This window comes from Pseudomonas sp. GM_Psu_1 (assembly GCF_026544185.1).
Lineage (GTDB): Bacteria > Pseudomonadota > Gammaproteobacteria > Pseudomonadales > Pseudomonadaceae > Chryseomonas > Chryseomonas oryzihabitans.
Genome location: NZ_JALNUX010000016.1, coordinates 1 through 20,508, shown reverse-complemented (window position 1 = coordinate 20,508; position 20,508 = coordinate 1). Strand labels below are relative to the sequence as shown.

General features: G+C 66.2%; 21 protein-coding genes and 1 tRNA gene. 18 read left to right on the top strand and 4 right to left on the bottom strand.

Going from position 1 to position 20,508, the window contains the following annotated elements; all coding sequences use genetic code 11:
* Positions 1-105: 105 nt before the first annotated feature.
* Together OXS31_RS20820 and OXS31_RS20815 are read left to right on the top strand one after the other, a co-directional pair.
* A complete protein-coding gene (locus OXS31_RS20820) occupies positions 106-987 on the top strand; it encodes a polyprenyl synthetase family protein (protein WP_077173219.1) in 882 nt (293 codons plus the stop codon).
* A 67-nt stretch (positions 988-1,054) separates the two neighbouring features.
* Entirely contained in the window at positions 1,055-1,279 is a 225-nt protein-coding gene (locus OXS31_RS20815) for a hypothetical protein (RefSeq protein WP_027602825.1), read from the top strand.
* Between the two features lie 18 nt (positions 1,280-1,297).
* On the opposite strand, the gene pdeM is transcribed toward OXS31_RS20815, so the two are convergent.
* Positions 1,298-1,957: a ligase-associated DNA damage response endonuclease PdeM gene (pdeM, locus tag OXS31_RS20810; RefSeq protein WP_267401730.1), complete on the bottom strand. Its 660-nt coding sequence runs from the start codon at positions 1,955-1,957 to the stop codon at positions 1,298-1,300.
* Positions 1,958-2,339: 382 nt separating this feature from the next.
* On the opposite strand from pdeM, the gene OXS31_RS20805 reads away from it, so the two are divergent.
* The 8 genes from OXS31_RS20805 (at position 2,340) to OXS31_RS20770 (ending at position 11,577) form a co-directional block, all read left to right on the top strand.
* Positions 2,340-2,603 carry a DUF1315 family protein gene (locus OXS31_RS20805; protein WP_007162881.1) on the top strand — a complete coding sequence of 88 codons (264 nt, stop codon included), beginning with the start codon at positions 2,340-2,342 and terminating at the stop codon, positions 2,601-2,603.
* Positions 2,604-2,688: 85 nt separating this feature from the next.
* Positions 2,689-3,531 carry a DUF2797 domain-containing protein gene (locus OXS31_RS20800; RefSeq protein WP_027597587.1) on the top strand — a complete coding sequence of 281 codons (843 nt, stop codon included), beginning with the start codon at positions 2,689-2,691 and terminating at the stop codon, positions 3,529-3,531.
* Positions 3,532-3,542: 11 nt separating this feature from the next.
* Entirely contained in the window at positions 3,543-6,182 is a 2,640-nt protein-coding gene (gene pepN, locus OXS31_RS20795) for an aminopeptidase N (RefSeq protein WP_267401725.1), read from the top strand.
* A gap of 383 nt (positions 6,183-6,565) precedes the next feature.
* Complete coding sequence (locus tag OXS31_RS20790; protein WP_108581926.1) at positions 6,566-7,174, top strand: hypothetical protein; 609 nt, start codon at positions 6,566-6,568, stop codon at positions 7,172-7,174.
* Between the two features lie 123 nt (positions 7,175-7,297).
* Complete coding sequence (locus OXS31_RS20785) at positions 7,298-7,885, top strand: LemA family protein (protein ID WP_007162885.1); 588 nt, start codon at positions 7,298-7,300, stop codon at positions 7,883-7,885.
* A 4-nt stretch (positions 7,886-7,889) separates the two neighbouring features.
* Positions 7,890-9,749, top strand: a complete 1,860-nt coding sequence (locus OXS31_RS20780) for a M48 family metallopeptidase (RefSeq protein ID WP_267401719.1) — start codon at positions 7,890-7,892, stop codon at positions 9,747-9,749.
* A gap of 67 nt (positions 9,750-9,816) precedes the next feature.
* The gene (locus OXS31_RS20775; RefSeq protein ID WP_027597590.1) at positions 9,817-10,719 is read left to right on the top strand and encodes a response regulator; all 903 of its coding nucleotides are present in this window, start codon (positions 9,817-9,819) and stop codon (positions 10,717-10,719) included.
* 3 nt (positions 10,720-10,722) lie between these two features.
* The gene (locus OXS31_RS20770; RefSeq protein ID WP_052382647.1) at positions 10,723-11,577 is read left to right on the top strand and encodes a hypothetical protein; all 855 of its coding nucleotides are present in this window, start codon (positions 10,723-10,725) and stop codon (positions 11,575-11,577) included.
* Here the strand turns inward: OXS31_RS20770 and OXS31_RS20765 are convergent.
* Complete coding sequence (locus tag OXS31_RS20765; RefSeq protein WP_042135503.1) at positions 11,565-12,755, bottom strand: serine hydrolase domain-containing protein; 1,191 nt, start codon at positions 12,753-12,755, stop codon at positions 11,565-11,567. The genes OXS31_RS20770 and OXS31_RS20765 overlap by 13 nt on opposite strands.
* Before the next feature lie 59 nt (positions 12,756-12,814).
* On the opposite strand from OXS31_RS20765, the gene def reads away from it, so the two are divergent.
* A complete protein-coding gene (gene def / locus OXS31_RS20760; RefSeq protein ID WP_027597592.1) occupies positions 12,815-13,354 on the top strand; it encodes a peptide deformylase in 540 nt (179 codons plus the stop codon).
* Here the strand turns inward: def and OXS31_RS20755 are convergent.
* Complete coding sequence (locus OXS31_RS20755; RefSeq protein WP_027597593.1) at positions 13,351-13,989, bottom strand: DsbA family oxidoreductase; 639 nt, start codon at positions 13,987-13,989, stop codon at positions 13,351-13,353. The genes def and OXS31_RS20755 overlap by 4 nt on opposite strands.
* A 283-nt stretch (positions 13,990-14,272) precedes the next feature.
* Between OXS31_RS20755 and OXS31_RS20750 the strand changes: the two genes are divergently transcribed.
* Complete coding sequence (locus OXS31_RS20750) at positions 14,273-15,211, top strand: bestrophin family ion channel (protein WP_027597594.1); 939 nt, start codon at positions 14,273-14,275, stop codon at positions 15,209-15,211.
* A gap of 43 nt (positions 15,212-15,254) precedes the next feature.
* Here OXS31_RS20750 and cprA read toward each other — a convergent pair whose 3' ends face one another.
* Positions 15,255-16,406, bottom strand: coding sequence for a cationic peptide resistance protein CprA (cprA, locus tag OXS31_RS20745; protein ID WP_037007239.1), 1,152 nt, complete (start codon positions 16,404-16,406; stop codon positions 15,255-15,257).
* A 138-nt stretch (positions 16,407-16,544) separates the two neighbouring features.
* Between cprA and OXS31_RS20740 the strand changes: the two genes are divergently transcribed.
* From OXS31_RS20740 to OXS31_RS20715, 6 genes are all read left to right on the top strand, one after another.
* Entirely contained in the window at positions 16,545-16,784 is a 240-nt protein-coding gene (locus OXS31_RS20740; RefSeq protein ID WP_007162892.1) for a DUF2789 domain-containing protein, read from the top strand.
* 57 nt (positions 16,785-16,841) lie between these two features.
* Positions 16,842-16,973, top strand: a complete 132-nt coding sequence (locus tag OXS31_RS20735; RefSeq protein ID WP_007162893.1) for a hypothetical protein — start codon at positions 16,842-16,844, stop codon at positions 16,971-16,973.
* Positions 16,974-17,160: 187 nt separating this feature from the next.
* The gene (locus tag OXS31_RS20730) at positions 17,161-18,150 is read left to right on the top strand and encodes a DctP family TRAP transporter solute-binding subunit (RefSeq protein ID WP_169854214.1); all 990 of its coding nucleotides are present in this window, start codon (positions 17,161-17,163) and stop codon (positions 18,148-18,150) included.
* A gap of 72 nt (positions 18,151-18,222) precedes the next feature.
* Complete coding sequence (locus OXS31_RS20725; RefSeq protein WP_144946244.1) at positions 18,223-19,344, top strand: beta-ketoacyl-ACP synthase III; 1,122 nt, start codon at positions 18,223-18,225, stop codon at positions 19,342-19,344.
* Positions 19,345-19,414: 70 nt separating this feature from the next.
* A complete protein-coding gene (locus tag OXS31_RS20720; protein WP_267401686.1) occupies positions 19,415-20,293 on the top strand; it encodes a ParB/Srx family N-terminal domain-containing protein in 879 nt (292 codons plus the stop codon).
* A 99-nt stretch (positions 20,294-20,392) separates the two neighbouring features.
* A tRNA-Ala gene (locus tag OXS31_RS20715) sits at positions 20,393-20,468 on the top strand.
* Positions 20,469-20,508 lie beyond the last annotated feature (40 nt).

Sequence of the window (20,508 nt, the reverse complement as noted above, 5' to 3'; positions counted from 1 at the left end):
CGTCGGTCGTTGTGGTCTGGTAGGGGACGACGGGTTCGCTTTGCGAAGACCTAATCCACCAAGGTGCGACCGTTCGTCGGTTCCACATATGGAGTATCTCGACTCATGGCGACCGTATTAGTGCCGAACGCGACAGACAATTTTGCCGCTGCGCTGCAATGGCAGCGTACCCGTATCGACGAGCGTCTGGCAGAGCTGTTACCGGCCGGCAGCGATCCGGTCGCCGAAGCGATTCGCAGTGGTGTGCTGGCACCCGGCAAGCGGCTGCGTCCGCTGCTGATGGTGCTGGCCGCCGAGGACCTGGGTCAGGGAGACGAGGCCGTCCTCGATCTGGGCTGCGCCGTGGAGATGGTGCACGCCGCCTCGCTGTTCCTCGACGACATGCCCTGCATGGACGACGCCCGCCTGCGCCGCGGGCGTCCGACCCTGCACGTCGAGTTCGGCGAGGACGTCGCCATGCTGGCCGCCGTGGCCCTGCTCAGCCACGCCCTGCGCCTGGTCGCGGGCCTCGCCGGGGTACCAGCGGAAACCCGCACCCAGATGGTCTGCCAACTGGCCGATGCGGTCGGCACCGCCGGGCTGGTCTGCGGCCAGTACCATGACCTGCACGGCGGCCGCCAGGCACGGCCGGCCGATGCCATCGCCCTGACCAACCAGCTCAAGACCGGCGCGTTGTTCTCCGCGGCCATGGCCATGGCCGGTGCCACCCTGGTCACCACCGCCGTGCAGCGCGAGGCCTTCCACGTCTTCGCCTGCCAGCTCGGCCTGGCCTTCCAGTTGCTCGACGATCTGGACGACGGCAAGGGCCTGGGCAAGGACGCCGGCAAGGATGGCGACAAGTCCACCCTGGTCAGCCTGCTCGGCCGCGACCATGCGCAACGCCAGTTGCACGGTCACCTCAAGCAGGCCCGCGAGGCTCTGGCCCAGGCTGGTTGCGCCGACGGCGCCCTGGCCGGCCTGCTGGATATCGTCTTTCGTCCGCGTTAGGGCGAATTACTGGGGATCCGGCCCTCTAATCTCTCGATAGCCTTTTTTCCCCGTGAGGAGTCCTGAGATGTCGAAGTGGAAAATTGCTTACAGCAACGTTGATGGCAACACCTCGGTGGTCACCACCGACGCAGACCAGAAACCGGACATGGAGCGCGTCGCCCAGATCGTCCGCGACGATGCCTTGGAAGAGTACGACGACAGCGAAGTCCCCCGGGATTACGACGAACCCACGGTGGCCCTGCTGGAACGCCACGGCATCACCATCACCGGGATCACCGAAGAAGGCTGATCGCCAGGGTATCTGGCTCTAGCGCAAGGGCCAGATACCGCCATCCCCCACCACGAAGATCCGCCGCGCCGGATCGGGTGCCAGCAGGTGCCCGCCGGTGAAGTCGCCAAAGGCCGGCAGGATCAGTACCTCGTCATTTTCCAGGCAGAAGCAGGGCAGGCGCAGCGCCTGGCGCCCACGCCCCTGCAGGCGAAACGCCGGATGAATGTGGCCGGCCAGCACCGGCAGGCGCGGGTGTGGATCGGGTTCGTGCTGCAGCGACAGGCCGTCCAGCTCCAGCGGCTCGCCCACCACGTCGATGCCCAGCGCGGCCGGTGGGTCCCCGGCGCGCCGGTCATGGTTGCCACGAATCAGCAGCAGCCGCAGATGGGCCTGATGTTCCCGCCAGCGTTCGAGGGTGTCCAGGGTCAGGGGCGCGCGGGATTCCGGGGCGTGCAGGAAGTCACCGAGAAAGATGATCTCCCGGCAGTCATAACGCGCTAGCAGGCCGTCCAGCCGCGCGATGTTGCCCGCGGTGGTGCCATGGGGCACCGGCTGGCCCAATGCCCGGAAGGCGGCCGCCTTACCGAAATGGATGTCGGCCACCAGCAGCGCCCGGCGCGCGGGCCAGTAGATCGCCTTTTCTGCGAGCAGCCAGAGTTCGACACCGGCGAGGATGAGAGGGTGATAGGCAGGCATGGGTTCTCCAGGAAGCGCTTCCTGCTCTGATGGCGGCCAGGTGCCGGGGTTCAGCCCTGTTGGAGGGGAGGGCCGCTCTGCTAACGCCCTCTCCCTGCGGCAGGGTTGGGGTGAGGGCGACCCTGCCCCGAATTCTTCAGTGGAAAAGGCCAGGCCGTTTTCCACGCCACGGAATACGCACCCGCGTAGGTTAGGTTGAGCACAGCACAGCCCAATCGGCATCGCCCCTATCGGGCTTCGACGATGGAGCCGTCTCAACCCAGCCTATCGCGACACCGGGCCGCGAGCCGAAATACAACCTATGACCCCCATTGAACCAGGCCAGGTGCACCGTCGTCGGCAGCCCGGTAAACTGGCGGTTCACTAGAGTCCGGAGCGACCCATGTCGACATCCTTCGCCCAGATGCTGGAAAACATCACCCCCGATATCTACGAAGGCCTAAAGCTGGCCGTGGAGATCGGCAAGTGGCCGGACGGCCGCAAGCTCAGTCGCGACCAGGTCGAGCTCTGTCTGCAGGCGGTGATCGCCTACGAGGCCAAGCACCTGCCCGAAGACCAGCGGACCGGCTACATGGGTCCCCAGGAGTGCGCCTCCAAGTCGGTGCCCATCGAGAACATCCTGTTCAAGTCCGACGCCATCCACTGATTGTCCGCGCCTTACCCCGACGAGGTGCCCTTCGGCGACGAAGAGGCACCTCGCGTCTTTTAGAAATCGAGAAATTCCTACCGTGATGACCGAACTGGGCCGTGGCGCCCTGCGCAAGATGGCCGTGACCCTGGCCGACCCCGTCAACTACGCCTTTCGCCTCGACGAGCGCGAGGTACCGGTCAATCCGCTGATCGGCCGTCGCCTGCGCCTGGAATACCTGGGCGCCATCCACTGCACCCACTGCGGCCGCAAGACCCGAAAGAGCTTCAGCCAGGGCTACTGCTATCCCTGCTTCACCGCCCTGGCCCAGTGCGACAGCTGCATCGTCAGCCCCGAAAAGTGCCACTACGAGCATGGCACCTGTCGCCAGCCGGAGTGGGGCGAAGCCCATTGCATGGTGCCCCACGTCGTCTACCTGGCCAACTCCTCGGGCCTCAAGGTGGGCATCACCCGCGCCACCCAGCTGCCCACCCGCTGGATCGACCAGGGCGCCTACCAGGCGCTGCCGATCCTGAGGGTCGCCACGCGCCAGCAGTCCGGCCTGGTGGAAGACCTGCTGCGCAGCCAGGTGGGCGATCGCACCAATTGGCGCGCCATGCTCAAGGGCGTGGCCGCACCGGAAGACCTGGTGGCGGTGCGCGAGCGGATCTTCGACGCCTGCGCCCAGGGTCTGGACGATCTCCAGGGCCGCTTCGGCCTGCAGGCGATCCAGCCGGTGGTCGACATGGCGCCCATCGAGATCCATTATCCGGTGACGGTCTATCCCACCAAGGTGGTCAGCCACGACCTGGAAAAGACCCCCGTGGTGGAAGGCACGCTGCTGGGCATCAAGGGTCAATACCTGATGTTCGATACCGGCGTGATCAACATTCGCAAGTACACGGCCTATCAGCTGGCCGTGTCCGCCTCCGCAGCAGAGATGTAAGGACGTAAGCCATGCGCACCGACCAGCCCCAGACCATCTACCTCAAGGACTACCAGGCGCCCGAGTACCTCATCGAGGAGACCCGCCTCAGATTCGAGCTGCACGACGACCAGACCCTGGTACATGCCGAATTGCGGCTGCAGCGCAATCCGGCCCGTGGCGCGGGCCTGCCGCCGCTGGTGCTGCATGGCGAGGAACTGGAGCTGCTGGCCGTGGCCCTGGACGACCAGGCCCTGGCCGCCGACGACTATCAGGTCGAGGCGGGCAGCCTGACCCTGCAGCCCCAGGGCGAAGCCTTCGTGCTCAAGACCGCGGTGCGCATCCATCCGGAAAGCAACACCGCCCTGGAAGGCCTGTACGTCTCCGGCACCATGTTCTGCACCCAGTGCGAGGCCGAAGGCTTCCGCAAGATCACCTACTACCTGGATCGGCCGGACGTGATGAGCGTCTTCACCACCACGGTGGAAGCCGACAAGGCCAAGTACCCGATCCTGCTCTCCAACGGCAACCCGGTGGCCAGCGGCGAAGCCGAGGGCGGCCGTCACTGGGCCACCTGGGAAGATCCCTTCCCCAAGCCGGCCTACCTGTTCGCCCTGGTCGCCGGGGACCTCTGGTGCGTCGAAGACAGCTACCGCACCGGCAGTGGCCGCGACGTGGCCCTGCGCATCTACGTCGAACCGGAGAACATCGGCAAGCTGCAGCACGCCATGGACAGCCTGAAGAAATCCATGCGCTGGGACGAGGAGGTCTACGGCCGCGAATACGATCTGGACATCTTCATGATCGTCGCGGTGAACGACTTCAACATGGGCGCCATGGAGAACAAGGGCCTCAACATCTTCAACTCCAGCGCCGTGCTGGCCAGCCCGCGCACCGCCACCGACGCCGCCCATCAGCGCGTCGAGGCCATCGTCGCCCACGAATACTTCCACAACTGGTCGGGCAATCGCGTGACCTGCCGCGACTGGTTCCAGCTGTCGCTCAAGGAAGGCTTCACCGTGTTCCGCGACGCCGGCTTCAGCTCCGACATGAATTCGCCCACGGTCAAGCGCATCGAGGACGTGGCCTTCCTGCGCACCAACCAGTTCGCCGAGGACGCCGGTCCCATGGCCCACCCGGTGCGCCCGGACCACTTCATCGAGATTTCCAACTTCTACACCCTGACGGTGTACGAGAAGGGCGCCGAGGTGGTGCGGATGCTGCACACCCTGCTGGGCGCCGAGGGCTTCCGCAAGGGCACCGATCTCTACTTCGAGCGCCACGACGGTCAGGCGGTGACCTGCGACGACTTCATCAAGGCCCTGGAAGACGCCAATGGCGCCGACTTCAGCCAGTTCAAGCGCTGGTACAGCCAGTCCGGCACCCCGCGCCTGGCGGTCAGCGACAGCTATGACGCCGCGGCCCAGACCTATCGGCTGACCTTCAGCCAGAGCTGCCCGCCCACCCCGGGCCAGCCGACCAAGGAGCCCTTCGTGATCCCGGTCCAGCTCGGTCTGCTGGATGGCCAGGGGCGCGACCTGCCGCTGCGCCTGGAAGGCGAGGGCGCTGCCCAGGGCACCGACCGGGTGCTGTCGGTCACCCAGGCCGAGCAGACCTTTACCTTCGTCGACGTGCCCGAGCGCCCGCTGCCGTCGCTGCTGCGTGGCTTCTCCGCGCCGGTCAAGCTCAGCTTCCCCTACAGCCGTGAACAGCTGACCTTCCTCATGCAGCACGACAGCGACGGCTTCAACCGCTGGGACGCCGGCCAGCAGCTGACCGTGCAGGTGCTGCAGGGCATGATCGCCGGTGAGCCGCTGGACACCCGGCTGGTGGAAGCCCTGCGCACCGTGGCGGCGGACGAGTCCCTCGACCCGGCCATGGTCGCCGAGATGCTCTCGCTGCCGTCCGAAGCCTATCTGGTGGAGTTGTCCGAGCAGGCCGATCCCGGGGCCATCTACGGCGCCCGTCGTCAGGCGCGTCGGGCCATCGCCGAGGCCCTGCGTGACGTGCTCTGGCAGCGCTATCGCCGTGCCCGCGAGGAATCCCGCACCACGCCTTACCAGGCCAGTGCCGACCACATCGCCCGCCGCAGTCTGCAGAACGCCGCCCTCGGCTATCTGATGCTGCTGGAAGAGCCGGAAGCCCGCGACGCCGCCCTGGAGCAGTTCGATAACGCCGACAACATGACCGAGCGCCTGGCCGCCCTGAGCGCTCTGGTCAACTCCAGCTTCGAACAGGAGAAGGCCGACGTCTTGGCGCGCTTCTTCGAAGAGTTCAAGGCCGATCCGCTGGTCATGGACACCTGGCTCAGCGTGCAGGCTTCAAGCCCGCTGCCGGGCGGCCTGGCGCGGGTCCAGGCGCTGATGGAAAACCCGGTCTTCACCCTGAAGAACCCCAACAAGGTACGGGCCCTGATCGGCGCCTTCGCCAACGCCAACCTGGTCAACTTCCACGCCGAGGACGGCAGCGGCTATCGCTTCCTGGCCGGCCAGATCATCACCCTCAACCGCCTCAATCCGCAGATCGCCTCGCGCCTGCTCACGCCCCTGACGCGTTGGAAGAAGTACACGCCGGAGCGTCAGGCGCTGATGCGTGCCGAGCTGGAGCGCATCCTGGCCAGCGGCGAGTTGTCCAGCGACGTCTACGAGGTGGTGAGCAAGAGCCTGGCGTAGGAGATCCGACTGGGCTGCTTGTTGGGCTTCGACGACAGAGCCGTCTCAATCCAACCTACTTCGTCTCGTAGGTTGGGTTGAGCGCAGCGAAGCCCAACATCCGCCCACCGTTGCAAAGCCTGACGTCCAGCGTCGGGCTTTTTTTCGCCCGGATTTTCCCGCGCGGCCCTAGCCTATAGCGCCTCTGCTGCCTACGGAAAAAACCGCGCACACCCCCGTGCCTGACAATTCGTCTCCGCCCTGGCGCCGCTTGGCTGATAGAAATGCTTTAGGCTGCCAGCTGTATTCAAATCGGCTGCAGAACGAGGCGCCGCCGCCGACAGGGTAGGCGAGAGGTCTCGACAGGCCTTGGATCCAGTCACCGGAAAAGCACGGAGCGGCAGATGAGTCATGCACAGCTGATGGATTGGGGATTCGTCCTGATAACCCTGTGCAATATCCTGCTGATCGCCCTGGTGGTGTTTCTGCTGTGGCAGCGGTACGTCGCCAGCGACGCGGCTTCCAAGGCCGAGGGCGCTAACGAGGAGCAGGCGCCGGTCGCTCCCGAGGTGGTCGACAGCGCGCCTGCCGACGCTCCGCCGCCGCCACTTCCCGCCAGTCCCGCCCCGGCGGCGAACCGCAACGTCGACCTCTTCGACGAGGGTCCGGAAGAGGTGTACGACGCCAACTATCCCGAGTGGAAGAAAAGCGACGACCCCTATGTCGAGGAATTGCTGTCGCACCGCGAAGCCCTGGAGCTCAAGGTCGACAACATGGTCATGCGGCTGACGCGGGCGCACAAGGTGGTGACCGGCCTGCGCGCGCAGAATCGCGAATTGCGCGCCTCCGAGGCCCAGGCCCAGCGACTGCAGGAGGAACTGACCCGGACCCAGACCAGCCTCGCCCAGATGCGTCAGGAGCGCGATGCCCTGCTGCTGCAGCTCCAGCCCGGCCGCAAGGCGGACGCAGCGCCACGCCAGCCCACCGACCCGGGCACGCCATCCCCGTCTTGAACCGCGGTATGCCCCCCGGATTCACCAGCCATCCCCTCAACCGCCGCATCCGTCGCGCTGTGCAGCGGGCGCAGCGGCGCGCGCCCTAGACTGGAAATTCTCAGCACCTTCAAGGACGATTCGATGAAACTGCTGCTCCTGCTGGCTGCCCTGGTCGCTCTCGGCCTGTTCGCGATCAGCCTCTACAACGCTCTGGTCACGGCGCGTAACGCCTACCGCAACGCCTTCGCCCAGATCGATGTCCAGCTCACCCGCCGGCACGATCTCATCCCCAATCTGGTGGAGGCGGTGAAGGGCTATCTGCAGCACGAGCGCGAAACGCTGCAGGCGGTGATGACGGCGCGCCAGCAGGCGCAGTCCGGCCTGCACCAGGCCAAGACCCGGCCGGAGGATCCCGTCGCCCTGCACGCCCTGGAGCAGGGCGAGCAGGGACTCGGCATTGCCCTCGGGCGGCTGTTCGCCGTGAGCGAGGCCTATCCGGAGCTCAAGGCCAACGACACGGTCCTGCAGCTGATGGAAGAGCTGAGCTCCACGGAAAATCGCCTGGCCTATGCCCGTCAGGCCCATAACGATGCGGTGATGGACTACAACAATCGCTGCGAGACCTTTCCCGGATCGCTGCTCGCCCGTCGCTTCGGCTTTCGCCTGGCGCAGCCGCTGACCTTGCCAGACGGGGCCGCGCGTCAGACCCCGCGCATCAGCCTGAGCTGAGTGCGTGCGCTTTCTCGACGACCAGGCCGCGGCGCGCCGGCGCACCCGGCTGTGCCTCGCCTTGCTGGCCCTGGTGGTGCTGCTCATGGCGCTGGCCAGCGCCGGTCTGGCCCTGGTGTTCCTGCCGCGGGAGGTGATCGACTACCTCGGTGGGCGTGGGGCGACGCTGGTCAAGATCGGCCTGGCATTCATGGGCATCATCGCTGGCGCTTCCTTCTGGAAGGTGCGGCAACTGGCGCGCCAGGGCGGCGAGGCCGTGGTCAGGCGGCTGGGCGCCGTGCCACTGGATGATGAGGGAGACCCCCGTACCCGTCAGCTGCACAACGTGGTGGCGGAGATGGCCCTGGCCGCCGGCGTACCTGTGCCGCGGCTGTACCTGCTGCCGGACGAGCCGGCCATCAATGCCTTCATCAGCGGCTACGGACCGGCAGATGCCAGCCTGTGCCTGACCCGCGGCGCGCTCCAGCTCTTGAACAGGGACGAATTGCAGGGTGTCGTCGCCCATGAATTCAGTCATCTGCTCAACGGCGACATGCGCCTGAATCTGCGCCTGCTGGGCTGGCTGCATGGCATCAGCCTGATCGCCGACCTCGGACAGGAGCTCTTCTCGGATCGCACCTCGACCATCACCCGGGTCGATGGCAACCACCTGCTGGGCTGGTTGCTGGGCACTGTGCTGCTGGCGGTCGGCGGCTGCGGACTGTTCTTCGCCAACCTGATCCAGGCTGCCGCGGCGCGCTCACGCGAGCGTCTGGCGGATGCCTCCGCCGTGCAGTTCACCCGCCAGCCCCAGGGTCTGGCCAATGCCCTGAAGAAGATCGCCGCCCATCCGCTGCAGGGGCGGCTCTATCACCGTCGGGCGCGCAGCGTCGCGCACATGGTGCTGGGCGACTCGGGCGCCTCCTGGTTCGCCACCCATCCCCCGGTGCTGGAGCGCATCCAGCTCTTGGAACCGGACTTCGACGAATGGCAGTTGGAGCGCCTCCGGGCGGAAGCCTTGCTGCCCATGGGCGTCGCCTATGTGGCAGGGGGTACGCCGCCCGCTTCGCCGCCGCCGACCGCCGTAGCGCTGCCGGTTGCACCGGCACTGGCCGATACGCCCCTGCGCACCCTTCCACCGGCCCTGCTCGAAGTGCTGCGCCAGCCGCAGCAGGCGGCGGAGCTGTTGCTGGCACTGGCCGGCACGCCGCCGGCAGCGGGCGGCGGGGAGGGCGCGCGCTGGGTGAACAGTCTGCATGCCTCTCTGCGGCTGCCGGTGGCGCAACTGACCTTTCCGGCCATCCGCCAACTTCCGCGGCCGGTCCTGCGCCAGCTGCTGATCGATCTCAAGGCAGGCTTCGCCGCTGCGCCGGACCTGGAGTTGTCCCGCTACTGCCTGGCGCAGATCATCCAGCGTCAGCTGATCGCCAGCTTGGCGCCGGGTCGCCAACGGCTGTCGGGGCGGGGCAAGCTGGCACAGGCCCGGACCGCGGTGCTTACCTTCTATGCGGTGGCCGCCGAACAGAGCCACGATGACGTCCAGGCCGCTCGTCGGGCCTTCCTGCTCGCCGTCGCCCGTACCTTTCCCGGTTTGCACTGTAGCTACGCGCCGCCGCGTCCCTGGCGTCCGGCGCTGGACGGCGCCCTGGCGCAGCTCGCCCAACTGAGCGTGGCGGCGCGCACCCTGGTACTGGAGGGCCTGCTCTGTCTCATCGAGGCGGACGAAAGGGTGCAAACCGCAGAGCTGGAGCTGCTGAGGCTCTATTGTACGGTCCTCGAATTGCCGTATCCCGCCCTGGACGAATACCTTTCACTCGCCGATGACAAGCTCTCGCAAAAAGGTTGCCGTTCGGCTGATACTGGCCAGGTGATATCTGCACTGTGATCCACACTGGCGCCCGCGGCGACAGCTCGCCGAGGGATAACGTGGCGTTCATAATTCAGGATGATGCATGAAGTTCCTCGTGGTAGACGACAGTCGAGCGGTCCAGACCATCATCAAGCGGATTCTGGCGAATACCGGTTACAGGGATATCGAATTGCGCGTGGCGTCCACCGGTGAGGAAGCCGTGGCGCTGCTGGAGAGTTGGACGCCCAACCTGGTGCTCACCGACTGGCACATGCCCGGCATGACCGGTCTGGAACTGCTCCAGGCGATCCGTCAGCGGGTGGGCGCCGACATCCACGTGGGTTTTGTCACCACCGAGTCGTCGGCGCGCAACATCGAGGCGGCCTACCGCAATGGCGCAGCCTTCGTGGTGACCAAGCCCTTCGCCCAGGAAACCCTGCAGCAGGCGGTGCTCACCGTGCTGCAGGATGGCGCCAGCGCCGAACAGGCCATTGAATCCTCCGGTCGCGAGAGCCTGCCGATCCCGACTCGTTTCAACCCTGATCCACAGCGCATCCGCCAGTTGCTCGGCCTCTCGTCCATCGTCTGCCAGATAGAGCCCATGGCGCCGATTCCGGTTGATCGGCTGGCCTTGCCCTATGTGATCGGCATCTATGGCCATCCGCAGAGCAAGGCACTGGAAGCCGTCTGCCTGCTGGACCTCAACGCGGCCTGCATTCTCGGTGGCTCCCTGGCCGGACTCGCGCCGGCAGCCATCCACAGCGCCATTGCCAGCGCGACCCTGAGCCGGGAAATCTACGAGAACGCCACCGCCTTCCTCGCCGACCTCAGCGGCATGATCTCCGCCGGCAAGGGTGGTGCGCCGCTGGTACTCAGCACCAGTCACTTGGTGCAGAAGCCCTTCGAGAAGCTCTACAGCCTCTGGCGGCAGAACAATGGTCGCGCCGATTTCAGCCTGTCCTTTCCCGGGCTGGGTGACGGCTTCATCGCCTTCCTGTTGAGCTAGGGGATGGCCGACTCGCGCTTCGTCGAATGGGGTTTCCTGCTGGTCACCCTGTCCAATGTCCTGCTCATCGCCCTGGTCCTGACCCTGCTCTGGCAGCGCCTCTTTCCACGCCCCGAGGCCGCGGTCGAGGACCCCGAGGTCCCTGCGGCGTCTGCGCCCGGCGCGCCGCTGCCGCTCACCAGTCAGGCCGAGACCGCGGCCAGCCTGATCGACGCGGCGCGGCAGGCGGATGTCGAGCCCCTGGGGCAGGCCATCAGCGACAGCCTGGATCTGGTAGGCCGCCTCGACGGGGTGGGCGGTGACGACTATCCGGACTGGAAGAAGACCAACCAGCCCTATATCGACGACCTGCTGTCCCATCGCGAGAGTCTGGAATTCAAGCTGGACGATCTCAAGTCCAAGCTGGACCGGGCGCACAAGCTGATCACCAACCTGCACGTGCAGAATCGCGAGATGCGCGGCGCGGAAGCCAAGCTGCAGCGCCTCAGTCTCGATCACGATCGGGTGCAGGGCACCCTGCTGGAAGTGCGCCGCGAGCGCGATCAGCTCAAGGTGAAGGTACAGCGACTCGGCGAAGAGCTGCTGCGGCTGCGGCAACAGCCCGCGGCGCCGGCTGCGGCGGGCGTGGCCGAGGTGGATGGGCGCCTGCAGGAGGAGCTGGAGACCCTGCGCGAGAGTCTCGAAGAGGAGCGGGCGAAGCTGTCGCGCACCCTGGTGGAAAAGGAGTTCATCGAGCAGGTGTTCATCGATACCGACGCCGTCACCGACAGCTATCAGGCCCTGCAACAGGAGCATGCCGCGCTGCAGGAGCAGCTGCAGGCGCTGCAGGCCCGGCTGGACGCCGCTCAGTCGCGGTAAAGGGCATCACGGATGGCGTCGGGGAAGGGGCCGCTCATGCCGGCGATCGCCGTGTTGGTGAGGATGACCACGCTCAGCTCGCGCGCCGGGTCGATGAACCAGGCATTGCCGTAGACGCCACCCCATTGCAGGGTGCCAGGCGTCTGCGGGGTCTTCGCCATCCGGGCATCGCGCAGCACCGCCGCGCCCAGGCTAAAGCCCCAGCCCGGGGCGTCGTCGCGCTGCAGCTCAGGGATCTGGTCTTCCATGAACAGGCGCTGGCTGGCCGGTTGGAGCAGCCGCCCCTGGCGGAGCGCCTCGAGAAAGGCAAGATAGTCGCCCGCGCTGCCCTGCATGCCACCGCCGCCCGAGGCGAAGGCCTGCGCCGAAAGGGCGCGTGCCGGCGAATAGAGAATGCCGCCCTTGGGCATGGGTAGCAGATAGGGCTCGCTCATGGGTTCGGGGCGCGGATAGCCGTCGCGATAGGCTGTGGCCAGGCGCCCGGCGTCGCTGACGTGGAAGCTCAGGTCGTGCAGACCCAGCGGTGCGGCCACCTCCCGCTGGACGACCGCCGGCAGGGGCTGCCCGGTGGCGGCCGCCAGCACGCCGCCCATCACGTCCAGCCCCAGGGAGTAGCGCCACTGGGTGCCCGGCTGGAAGTCCAGCGGCACCCCCGCCAGGCGTCGGAGGTTTTCTTCCAGGGTGAGGGAGGCATCATCCAGGCCGTCGGATACCCCGGCACGGTGATAGGGACCGTGCTGGTCTTCGCCGAAACCATAGTGCAGGCCGGCGGTGTGGCTGAGCAGCTGCGCCAGGGTCGGCGTGGCCGGAGTGCCATCGGCCAGAGCCGGGGTGAAGTAGGGCAGGTAGCGACTGACCGGCGCCTGCAGATCCAGGCGGCCCTGGTCCGCCAGCCGCAAGGCGGTCACGGCCACCAGCGGCTTGGTCAGGGAGGCGAAGCGAAACAGCTGGTCTTCCTGCATCGGCCGCCGGGCTTCGCGATCGGCGAAACCGGCGGCGCGCCGATACACCACGCGGCCCTGGTGAGCGACCATGACCACGGTGCCGACGATGCGCTGCTGGGCGATGGCCTGTTCCAGGATCGGATCGAGGCGGGCGGCGAGGGCCGCGTCCTCGGCCTGGGCAAGGGGGGTACTCAGGCCGAGGCCGAGTGCGCTGGCGAGCAGTAGGGAAGACATCTGGTTTAAGCTCCTGGCGAATCGCCGGCGGCTGGACCGGCCAAAGGAGGAATCCTCGCATGATTCGTGACATTTTGAAGATGGGCGATCCCCGCCTGCTGCGGTTGGCACCGCCGGTGGCGGCCGAGCGCTTCGGTTCGGCCGAGCTGCAGGGGCTGATCCAGGACATGTTCGACACCATGGCTGCCGCGGGTGGCGTGGGCCTCGCGGCGCCGCAGATCGGCGAAGACCTGCAACTGATGGTCTTCGGCTTCGAGCGCAATGTCCGCTATCCCGAGGCGGCGCCGGTGCCCCTGCAGGTGCTGATCAATCCGCGGATCGAGGTGCTGGACGCCAGCGAGGAGCTGGGCTGGGAAGGCTGCCTGTCGATCCCGGGGTTGCGCGGCGAGGTGCCACGGCCGCGGCGGATCCGCTATCGGGGCGTGGATGGCGACGGTCGTCCGGTGGACCAGGAGGCCGAAGGCTTCCATGCACGGGTGGTGCTGCACGAATACGATCACCTGATCGGGCGACTCTATCCCTCGCGCATCCAGGATTTCGCCCGCTTCGGCTTCACCGAGGTACTGTTTCCCGAGTTGACCGCGGCCGCGCAGCGCTAGGCGCCGGCGGCCTCCAGCTGCGCCCTGACGGCCGCCGCCAACTGGGCGAAGGGCACCGCGCCATCCAGGGCGCGAGCCTCTTCGACGGGCGCCCCGGCGGAGCGCAGCAGCAGCGTCGGTACCGCGGTGATGCCCAGGGCTTCGGCGCGATCCTCGGCGTGCAGCACGACATCGGTATGGTCGCCCCGGGCCAGGCTGGCTCTTAGCGCCTCGCTGTCCAGACCGCTGTGACGCGCCAGGTCGAGCAGCACGTCCAGCTCGCCGATATCCCGACCCTCTTCGAAAAAGGCCTGGAAGACCGCCAGGTGGAAGGCGTCGAAGCGATCCTGCTCGCGGGCGAATTCCGCCGCCTCCAGCGCCAGGCGACTGCGGGGTTGCACGGGCGGCAGCCGCAGCACCATGCCGTATTCCGCCGCCATGGGATAGACGGCGCGATCCCAGGTCCGGCGCAGGTAGTCACCGGCAGGGTCGAGGGTGGGCGTGGGCTCGGGACGCAATTCGAAGGCATGCCACTCGATGGCCAGCTGGTCGCCGAATTCTTCCTGCAGACGCGCCAGCTGGGGCAGCTCCAGGTAGCAGAAGGGACAGACGTAATCGCTCCAGACATCCAGACGAACGCGCGGGGTGGCGGTCATGGCAGTGCTCCGGAAGGGCATGGTGTCTGTCGGACCGCACCCGAAAGCGGATGTTCGGTGAACGTGCCGATATCCACGGCCGATAGGGCCTCCAAGTACGGGTTGCGAGCCACAGGTTGGCAGCCAGCAACCGACATCCTCTTCATATCCGGAAACGGAATGGCCACCGGCCAATTGCGTGAAATGGGTGGCGATCCGCGCTCTAGACGCTTGCCTTGAACCTGTCCCCGACCCCAGGTTCCTATGGCTGCATCCTTTCTTTCACGCGCTAAGGACTATCACCTTGGGTTTTTTCGAACGCAAACTGACATTCCTTCGGCAAACCTTCAGCTACGTCGGCTGGTCGGTTTTCTGGCTGCTGCTGTGGGACATCGCCGTCACCGTCGACTACATGATCTTCGTCGACCAACGGGCGCAGCTGCCCAACATCCCCCTGACCCTGATCGGCTCGGCGCTGATCGTGCTGACCAGCTTTCGCAACACCAGTGCCTATCAGCGCTGGTGGGAAGCGCGCACCCTCTGGGGCGGCATGGTCAACAGCTCGCGCAGCTTCGCCCGTCAGGCGCTGACGCTCATCGACGATGGCGACGAGCATTTCAACGCCATCAAGACGGTACTCATCGAGCGCCATCTCGCCTACGTCCGCTGCCTGGCCTGCCAGCTCAGCGGCGACCCGCTGCCCAAGGAAGTCCGCACCTACCTGGGCAAGGAGGAGTGGGCGATGCGCAAGGAGACCAACAACTTCGCCAACGCCATCCTCAGCGGCTCTTCCAGCCTGATCGCCCTGGAGTACCGCGCCGGTCGCCTGGACAGCATCCGCCTGGAGCGCCTGGAAGCCACCTTCGTCGACATGTCCAACTGGCAGGGCGGCATGGAGCGCATCGCCAACACGCCCTTGCCCTATCCCTACGTCAACTTCCCGCGGTTGTTCGTCTTCCTGTTCTGCGTGCTGATGCCCATCGGCCTGGTGGAAAGCCTGGAGTGGTACACGCCGCTGGCCTCCACCGTGGTGGGCTTCATGTTCCTGGCGCTGGAAAAGGTCGGAACCGATCTGCAGAGTCCCTTCCAGCGCAGTCGGCACCAGATCACCATGGGCACCATCTGCAATACCATCGAAGGCAACCTGCGCACCATGCTGCGCGATGCCCGCGGGGGTTACGCCTCGGTCAGCGAGATCGTGCGGGATTCGCGGTTGAGCTCGCCGGAGAAGGATTCCGTCTGAGCGGCGCCCAGTGGCTGGCCATCGCCAGCCCCGGGCATGGGCCTTACTTGAAGTCCCACTGCATCTGCGCCGGGATGCTGATGTCGCGCGAGGAATGCACGCAGACATCCAGGTAGTCGGTGAAGCGCGGCGGGGCGGCGATGCCTTCGTCCAGCAGACGCTGATTGTCGAACAGGTAGTTCAGATCTGCGAAGCCGCCGTACAGCTTGAGCGCCCGCAGCACCAGCCGCGGATTCGCCGGGCCGATGCGTTCGTTGAAGTCGGCCGCCAGTTCCTTGAGATCGGCGCTGTCCACCTGGCGATAGCGCTCGCCCACCGGGGCATCGCCCATGGCGCCGGCATAGGCCTCGTCGATTTCACCAAAGGTGCAGGCGCCGGCATTGCCCGCCGAGATGTGATACAGGCTGTAGTTCAGCTTCGGCTTGAGGGCCAGTTCCACCAGGGCTTCGGCGCAGTAGTCCACCGGAATGACATCGATCTGCTCGTCGAGGCCACAGGTGAAGCGCTCCAGGGCGAAACCCATGCGGAACACCCAGAAGATGCTGCCTGACGCCTTGCAGCCGGAACGACGGTGACCCACCACGATGGAAGGGCGTGCCACCACCAGCGGCAGCAGCGGCAACTCGTTGCGCAGCTTGAGTTCGATGGCCGCCTTGGAGGCGGTGTAGTCCACCAGTTGCTGCTCCGGCTCGGGGAAGTCCCAGGTCTCGGCGACCGGTGACTGGCGCTGCGGACCGCAGGCCATGGCGGTGCTGACGTGCAGGAAGCGCTTCAGCCGCCGCGACTGGGCGCAGGCCTCGGCCAGGGCGAAGGTGCCTTCGACGTTGACTGGCCAGATCTTCGGATTGCGCGAGAAGGAGGCGACCGCCGCGCAGTTGATGACCTCGTCCAGCGTCTGCAGGAGCGGCTTGGCGGCGTCGATCCAGTGGGTGTCCAGCAGGTCGCCACAGAGGATCTGTTCGGGCCTGAGCAGGGCGGCCAGGCGCTCGTCGACGTCATGCACGCGCAGATTCTGCAGCAGGCGCTCCAGGCCTTCTGCGGGAGTCGCGGCCCGGACCAGGAATCTCAGCCCTTCGACATGGCCCAGCTCCAGCAGGCGCAGGGTGACGGCGCCGCCGAGAAAGCCGGTGGCGCCGGTGACGAGGATACGGCGCGGCGCGGCGGTGAATTGGATGGAAGAGACGGGAAGCGACATGGCGGAGGCCCTGGTTGGCGGAACGTGGGCGTACCTTAAGGGTCGACGCTGAAGGATTTATTAAGGCCGGGGAACCCCTCCAGGCTGGCGTCTTTCTAGATGCCCAGCGTAACGACCGATAACCGCCTGGAGACCCCCATGGAACTTCCCGTTCACGATCTGACGACCCTCTTCGAACAACTGGGCCTGGACTCCGATCCGGCTGCCATCGACGACTTCATCGCCAGTCATTCGCCACTGCCCGATGAGGTCAAGGTGTCCGAGGCCGACTTCTGGTCGCCGGCGCAAAAGGCCTTTCTCAAGGACGAAATCATGGGCGACGCCGACTGGGCGCCGATCGTCGACGAGCTGAACGTCCGTCTGCATAGTCATGACTAATGCTGTAGGGCTGGAGGTCTCCAGCCCTGCCACACCTCTCGTGTCCGGAGATTTGCCATGAACGCCGTCCATGCCCAGCAGCAGCCCAACGATCCGCCCGTCGCCGATGACGAGGACGAGGTCAGCGAAGAGCAACTCGACGAATCCGTCGAGGAAACCTTTCCCGCGAGCGATCCCATCTCTCCCTGATGGATTCTTGGCGCCGTTTCGGCGGCGCTGTTCCTACCCCTGATCCGGCTTTCCTGCACTTTCGTCGTGCCGTTTTCCTCCGCTGACCAGCCTTTCCCGCCGCGGCTGCTAAGGTAATCGCGTCGCGCACGCATCGCGACCGGGGTCGCGCAGGCGATCCGATGGATCGTTCAACGCAGGGAATCCCATGATCAAGACCTTTTTCGCCACCCTGGCCGGCTCGCTTATCGCTCTGGCCATGCCCTTCGCCGTGGCCGAACCCATCGTCATCAAGTTCGCCCATGTGGTGACGGACGACACGCCCAAGGGGCGCGGTGCCCTGCAGTTGCAGAAGCTGGTGCAGGAACGCCTGGCGGGCAAGGTCAAGATCGAGGTCTATCCCAACTCCAGCCTGGTGGGCGATGCCGACGAACTGGAGGCGCTGCGCAGCAACAGGGTCCAGCTGCTGGCACCCTCGGTTTCCAAGCTCAATGCCCTGGCCAAGCCGCTCAAGGTCTACGATCTGCCCTTCCTGTTCGACAATATCGAGGCGGTCAAGCGCTTTCAGCGCCGCGACAAGAGTCGCGAGCTGCTGGGCAGCCTGGTCCCCCATGGCATCACCGGGCTGGCCTATTGGAACAACGGTGGCCGGCAACTCTCGGCCACCCGGGAAATCCACGTTCCCGCCGACCTCAAGGGCCTGAGCTTCCGCGTCGAGTCCTCCGATGTGCTGGCGGCCTACTACCAGCAGCTCGGCGCCCAGGCGGTCAAGCTGCCCTTCGCCCAGGTCTACGACGCCCTGCGCACCGGCAAGGTCCAGGGCGCGGAAAATCCCTGGTCGAACCTGCTGGGGCAGAAGATCAATACCGTGCAGCCCTACATCGTCGAGGACAACCACAGCTTCCTCACCTACATGCTCATCACCAACACCACCTTCTGGAACGGGCTGCCCTTCGAAATCCGCAGCGAGCTGGAGGCCATCCTCGACGAGGTGTCCCAGTCGGTGAATCGCGATGCCGAAGCCATCAACGCCAAGGCACGCGAGCGGGTGGTGGCGGCCAATACCAGCAAGATCCTGGTGCCGACGGCTGCCGAGCGCGAGGCCTGGCGCGCGGCGGTGGCGCCCCTGATCAAGGGGTACGAAAGCGAAGTGGGCAGCGATGTCCTGCGTGCCGCCGAGGCCGCCAATCGGCGCTGAGATTGCACGGGCGTCCACCCCGGATTTGCGGCAAACTGGCACGGCGTCATCCCGACAACAAGAGGAATAGCCGTGCAGCACGCGGTCATCAGCGGTAGTGGGCTCTATACGCCGCCCGAAAGTATTTCCAACGACGAGCTGGTTGCGTCCTTCAACCAGTGGGCAGGCCAATGGAATGCCGAGCATGCCGACGCCATCGCCCAGGGCAGCCTGGCGCCCCAGCCGGAATCCAGCGCCGCCTTCATCGAGAAGGCCTCCGGCATCCGCAGCCGCCATGTGGTCGACAAGGCCGGCATCCTCGATCCGGCGCGCATGGTGCCGCGTATCCCCGAGCGTTCCAACGACGAGCCCTCGATCCTCTGCGAGATGGGTGTCGCCGCGGCACGCGAGGCCCTGGAACGGGCCGGAAGGACGGCCGCCGACATCGACGGCGTCATCGTCGCCTGTTCCAACCTGCAGCGGCCCTATCCGGCGGTGGCCATCGAGGTCCAGGCCGCGCTGGGTATCCAGGGCTACGGCTTCGACATGAACGTCGCCTGCTCCTCGGCGACCTTCGGCCTGCAGACCGCGGCCAACGCCGTGCAGCTGGGCCAGGCGCGGGCGGTGCTGGTGATCGATCCGGAGATCTGCACCGGTCACCTGAATTTCCGCGACCGCGACAGCCATTTCATCTTTGGCGATGCGGCCACCGCCCTGGTGGTGGAGCGTGCCGACCAGGCGACCTCGGCGCACCGCTTCGAGATCCTTGGTACCCGGTTGTTCACCCAGTTCTCCAACAACATCCGCAACAACTTCGGCTTCCTCAACCGCGCGGCGGAGGAGGGCATGACCCACCCCGACAAGCTGTTCGTCCAGGAAGGGCGCAAGGTGTTCAAGGAGGTCTGCCCCCTGGTGGCCGAGCTGATCGGCAATCACCTGGCCGAACTGGACATCCCCGTCGAGCGGGTCTCGCGCTTCTGGCTGCACCAGGCCAACCTGGCGATGAATCAGCTCATCGTCAAACGCCTGCTGGGTCGCGAACCCGAGTCCAACGAGGCGCCGGTCATTCTCGACACCTACGGCAACACCAGCTCGGCCGGTTCGGTCATCGCGCTGCATCTGCACCACGAGGATCTGGCCAGCGGCAGCCTGGGGGTGCTCAGCTCCTTTGGCGCGGGCTACTCCATCGGCAGCGTGGTGCTGCGCAAGGTCTGATCGACGGCAGGAGTCTTCCCCGGATGACCGTTGTCGGACCTGGGAAGACCTCTTGAAATAGGAAGACCCCGTGCCGCCAGGAAGCCTGCTCCAGGTGCAGCTGCATCAGCTGCGCCCCACCCAGCCCGCGATCGGCCACGACCAGGTGCTGTACAAGCTTGGCAAGTATACCTGCGACCGGCGCAAGCTATTCGACGACTACTGCGAAGCCAACGGCCAGCACCTGAGTGGTGGCTTCCAGCCGAGCACCAGTCTGCGCTCGGCCGGCGACGCCCTCGGGGTACGGCCGCCGGGTAGCTGTCCGGATGAAATGAAGACCGTCGTCATAGGTCCGGGGCGGCAGCTCTATCTCACCGACGGCCACCACACCTTTTCCGCCTTCTGGGAGCACCCCGGTGGCGGCCCCGAGACCCCGGTGTGGGTCAGGGTCACCGACGATTTCAGCGACGCCGCGAGCATGGCCGACTTCTGGATCCGCCTGCTCGACGAGCGCAAGGCCTGGCTCAAGGATCCCCAGGGCCGGCCCATCCTGCCCGAGCAGCTGCCGCCGACCCTGGGCCTCTCCGCCATGGCCGACGACCCCTACCGCGCGCTGGTCTATTTCACCCGCCAGATCGGCTACGACAAGCCGCGGACCCCGGATGGCCGGGTATTGCCGTCGGAATTCCTCGAGTTCTACTGGGCCGAATGGCTGCGCATGCTGCTGCCGCTGCGTGACTACGATCTCGACGATCGCAAGAGCTACGCCAAGGCGGTGGAGCAGGCCGCCAGGCTGATGGTGGCCAACCCGGGCATGCTGATCGGCAGCTCGGGCCGTACGGCGCTGGAGATGGGGGCCTATCGCGCCCTGGACAAGAAGGTCCTGCGCAAGCTCTCCTCCAGCGATGGCAAGTTCACCTACCTGCTGGCCGCCCGTGCCCAGCGTGCGGCCCTGTCCCGGGCGATCTAGTCGGTTTCCGGCTTAAGTGTCTGTTACTAGCAGGTTTTTTTCTTATTGGTGTTGACAGGGGAGGCCGGGCCTCTTAACATGCGCCCCGTCCTGACCGACGGGGCTATAGCTCAGCTGGGAGAGCGCTTGCATGGCATGCAAGAGGTCGACGGTTCGATCCCGTCTAGCTCCACCAAATTTCGGTTTCGCCTTCGGGGGGAATCGGTAGAAGGTTT